The organism is Ruegeria sp. CH6 (assembly GCF_056537005.1).
Window position 1 is genome coordinate 1 of record NZ_JBQFQS010000039.1, and the last position, 4,169, is coordinate 4,169.

The window sequence follows — 4,169 nt, forward strand, 5'->3', positions numbered from 1 at the left end:
CTGCTACCTCCATATCTGCTCAAAGATATGGAATCACGGATCAGAAAACTGGGGAAGACTGAATCTGATAAAGCCAGACGCGCTCTAGTTCTGGGCCGCAAAGCGACTTCACTTTCGAACTGCAAATGGCTTGATCTTGCAATTGATGGCACAGTTTGGGGCGGGGTCAATGGAGGCCTGAAGCCGTTTCAAGCAACGCCTATGGCGCCTTCCCGGTAAATTCAGAATTTACTCAGGTTGTCATCAGGCCGCTTAACTCCTGATCATCTTAGTTTGATTTAGTGAAAAATTAAGTTCATCGCAAATGGGCTGTTTTTCATAGCCGCCTTACTATGAAGTAAGAATGGAAGCTCAAGTTTTGATGGTTGACTCGATATTTAACCAAGAACCCAAGCCGCTCATTTCTGAGGGTCCAATATGGCTTGAATTATTCATTGGTTTGCTCTCTGGACTGGGCGCAGGGTTCTTGCTTTGGCTATCGGGCTTTGGGCTCATTGAGTGCCTCGCCGTTTACAGTGCCGTTGGTGTCTTGGCCATTGCTCTATTTCGAACTGCAAATGATATTCATTCAACTGTCTCCATGTATCATTATGGCTCGGATTTGTTTGCGCTGGTCTCCGCGTGCTTGCTGGATCACGGCCTGATCACTCGGCCCAAGAAGATTCATTGCGTTTGCGCTGGCAGGTATTCAGGGTCGCTCGCATCAGAGATGGTTGCGGCACTGGGGGGAAGTGTTGTGGAGATAGTTGTCTGTGAAGACACGGCAATGGCGGCCACGGTTTTTCGGAATTGTCCGCTTGAGTTGCGTCTACTTCTCGTAGTTTCAGACAATACAGGATCGTCGATTCAGTTAAAAAACGACGTAGAGTTAATAACTAACCTGCAAGCAGAATTTCCCAGCCTCTCAGTTATCTTCATTTCGCCGACGGAATTCTGGCCTGATTGATACCCTATTGTAACTTTGGGGCAGCTAAAGAAATGAAGCTTCGAGTGCAATTGAAAATAGGTCTTAAAGGACCAAACTGCAACTTTAATCAGAATGGACATGAGTAATGGCGACAGGAATTGAATTGCATAAATTGATAGTTCTATCTGAGCGTTTGGTCTATTTACCTGATGAACTTGGTGTGGTCCTCTCCATTGATCCAGCCGACATTTCATATTTTCGGAACATCGATGGGGTGCTTGTTGTTTATCTCACAGATGATACGCAGATTGTTGTAGAGAATTTCTTTGTGGAAGGGCAGGCAGTTGGTCGCCTGATTTTAAGCAATGAAGGGGTTCTGTTTGATGTAGCGTTGGATGGGATCGGCCCCAGTGGTCTTCTGAGTGGATCATATGTGCCGATCCCGACCGACATCACTTCTCCACCAGGTTCACAGGATGTAGTTTCGCAGGCTGTAAACAACTTGGGTGCTGCAGAGCTGGTTGAAGGTCCCACTCTGGCTCCAATCAATCAAGCTGACAATGAGACGGAGGCCATGGGGGTCGCTGGCATTGGATCATCCAGTGGGGTCGGGTTATCGTCAGCGGCGTGGGCGGCAATTGCGGGAGGCGCTGCAGTCATCGGGGCCGCTGTTACCTCTACCTCTTCAGTTTCGCGCGAGGAACCTGAGGAGTTGCAACCAACATTGTTGCGACCAACAATAATGATCAATACGCCTGTCGGCGAGGACGGTTACATCAGCAATTCCGAAGCCCTTGCCCTAACCATATCAGGTACAACGGCTGCCGTTGAAGCCGGCCAAGAGGTGACAGTCACTTATAGCGACGGCACTCTAAGTGTCAGCGCAACTGCACTCGTCTCCTCAGACGGAAGATGGAGGACCGACGAAGCTGATGTCAGCGAATTAGCAGCAGGGCAAATCGAAATAACAGCGACAGTAACAAATTCACAGAACATTTCAGCCCAAGACGAATCCGTAACCGCATTCAGAGAACTTGACCCGGTCATCACGCTTACCTCAATTTCCGGTATAAGTACGACCGACAGGATTCTTGATGATAATGAGGCAGGTAACGTAAGGGTATCTGGGACAACAGCCAATGTCGAACAAGGTCAGGTCGTTTCTGTTACAATTATTGATGACATGAATACTATGATCAACATTGAGGCAGAAGTGGATGCCGACGGCAGCTGGGTTACCAACCCAACAGACTTTAGTGAATTGAACCAAGGGCAGATCACAGTTACGGCCATTTCTTCAAACTTACGAGGCGTTGACACTCCGCTGAGAATGGAAATAGTTGAAAGGCAAATAGGATCTTTCCAACTCAGTCTTGCGGATCCGGATCTGATTGGATTTAGAACAACAAACGTTGCTCTGGCGGATTTTGATGGCGATGGTGATGTCGACATAATAGGTCGGTTCTTTAGCGCACAGTTAGATCTTGCGGTGTATGCGAACAATGGGGATGGTACTTTTAGACAAGGTCAGAGAATCGACCTTGGAGAGTTGTTCGGACCAGAAACTGGCGTGGATGATGGTTTATTTGCCATAGATATGAACGCCGATGGCAACTTGGACTTGGTTTTGACGAGGGAGTTTAGCGGGAATAATAGCGTTAGAATCTTTTGGAACGATGGGAATGGCGGGTTTGCTGACAGCATAGAATTACTCGATGCCAGAGACGGTAGAGTCACAAACTTAGAGATTGCGGATGTAGGCGGTGATGGTCGTTTAGACATTGTCACACATAACGGTACCACAGGTACAGTCGTGTTTGTTTCGAACCCGGATGGCACATTTCAGCGCCAGGTTATTGGTGAAGGTTCATTCGGCATAGTAAGAGAGATAGAAGTTGGCGACTTGAATGGTGACGGCTTGGCTGACATCGCTTTGATTGGGGCATCGGCGGTGATCTTTCCGAATGAAATTCCTATTTTTTTCGGGCAAACTGGTGGTGGTTTTGTCAATACTCCGGTGCGAGAGCTTCTTAATTTCCAAGGCACAACTGTCTTGGCCAGTTCCCCTGAAGCAAAGCTTATTGATTTGAACGATGACGGCACACTTGATCTGGTTGTAGAGACAGCAACCTCTGCTCCAAGTGGGGCTACATCACATGGTATACATACATTTCTGCGGACTAATGACGCTGGTTTTGAGGCGCCCACACAAGTGGAATCCGATTGGACTGACGCTGGAGTTACGGAGCTGATTGTAACAGACGCCGACGGGCAAGTTCTTGACTTTAACACTGATGGAAATGCCGACATAGCTGTGTTGGTTCTGGATCCCTTAGGAATGTCTGAAGAAAATGCACTAGTATTGTTTTTGGGCGATGGGAACGGAGGTTTTGACCAAGGAACACGTGTTGAAGGTTCATTCAAACAAGGCAGTTCAAATACTAAATTGGCGGTCGCCGACTTGGACCAAGACGGTCGAGTCGATCTGGTCGCAACCGGAAACGAAGCATTTTTGACTGTTGTATGGGACGATCACATCCCCGTTCTGGTCTAGCAATTGAGTTTACCTTAAGTTTTTGTCGCGAGTTTTTTCTCCAGCTGTCGGGCCGAGTGTAGTTTTGGTAGCGCGTGCTCAAAATGACATGGGCCGACCGTGACCATCTCATTCAAAGATGTACACTTTCCGAAAGACGTGATCTTGTGCGCTGTTTTCTTCTGTCTCCGGTACGGCGTTTCATATCGGGATCTGGAAGAAATCATGGCGGGACTTGGCGTCGAGCTCAATCACGCGACCTTAAACCGCTGGGTAAGCCGATACGCCCATCTTATCGCTGAACTGGCCCCATTTCGCCCAGCCTCCTTGGCCTGATCAAGGAGACTTAAGGATAGCCTTAGGCACAAGCTCATGTCTGAGATTGAAATCATCTCTGCTGTTGCGCGTCGCAATGGCGTGGCTCCCATGGCCGTATGATGGCAACATTACTGTCCGTAATTGCCCAGTTCGAACGCGATCTGCTCAGTGAACGCGTCAAATCTGGGCTTGCCGTTGCAAAAGCACGAGGCAAGAAACTCGGCCGTCAACCTGGTCAACGCCCGAAATCTGACAAACTCACGCCGCAAGTCATTCAGGCTGTTGCTGATGGACGATCATACCGCTGGATTGCCCGCGATCTAGAGCGCGTCTGGCTTTATCAGATTCAGTCTTCCCCAGTTTTCTGATCCGTGATTCCATATCTTTGAGCAGATATGGAGGTAGCAGATG

The 4,169-nt window shown here is 48.5% G+C and carries 3 protein-coding genes and 2 pseudogenes; all 5 read left to right on the forward strand.

All coding sequences use genetic code 11. From position 1 onward, the window contains the following. Positions 1-219: hypothetical protein (locus tag ACR0CW_RS23000; protein ID WP_480789568.1), on the forward strand; the 219-nt coding region annotated here is incomplete at its 5' end. A gap of 124 nt (positions 220-343) precedes the next feature. After that, on the forward strand, positions 344-946 hold the full coding sequence (locus ACR0CW_RS23005; protein WP_480789569.1) for a hypothetical protein: 603 nt from the start codon (positions 344-346) through the stop codon (positions 944-946). 106 nt (positions 947-1,052) lie between these two features. Continuing rightward, positions 1,053-3,461, forward strand: a complete 2,409-nt coding sequence (locus tag ACR0CW_RS23010) for an FG-GAP-like repeat-containing protein (RefSeq protein ID WP_480789570.1) — start codon at positions 1,053-1,055, stop codon at positions 3,459-3,461. Between the two features lie 99 nt (positions 3,462-3,560). Then, positions 3,561-3,743: pseudogene (locus ACR0CW_RS23015) on the forward strand (IS6 family transposase); the annotation flags it as partial. 125 nt (positions 3,744-3,868) lie between these two features. Continuing rightward, a pseudogene (locus ACR0CW_RS23020) lies at positions 3,869-4,126 on the forward strand (recombinase family protein); the annotation flags it as partial. Positions 4,127-4,169 lie beyond the last annotated feature (43 nt).

Excerpts from the sequence above, each read along its gene's own strand:
- ACR0CW_RS23005 (WP_480789569.1), top strand. The coding sequence starts at position 344 with ATGGAAGCTCAAGTTTTGATGGTTGACTCGATATTTAACCAAGAACCC.
- ACR0CW_RS23010 (WP_480789570.1), top strand. The coding sequence starts at position 1,053 with ATGGCGACAGGAATTGAATTGCATAAATTGATAGTTCTATCTGAGCGT.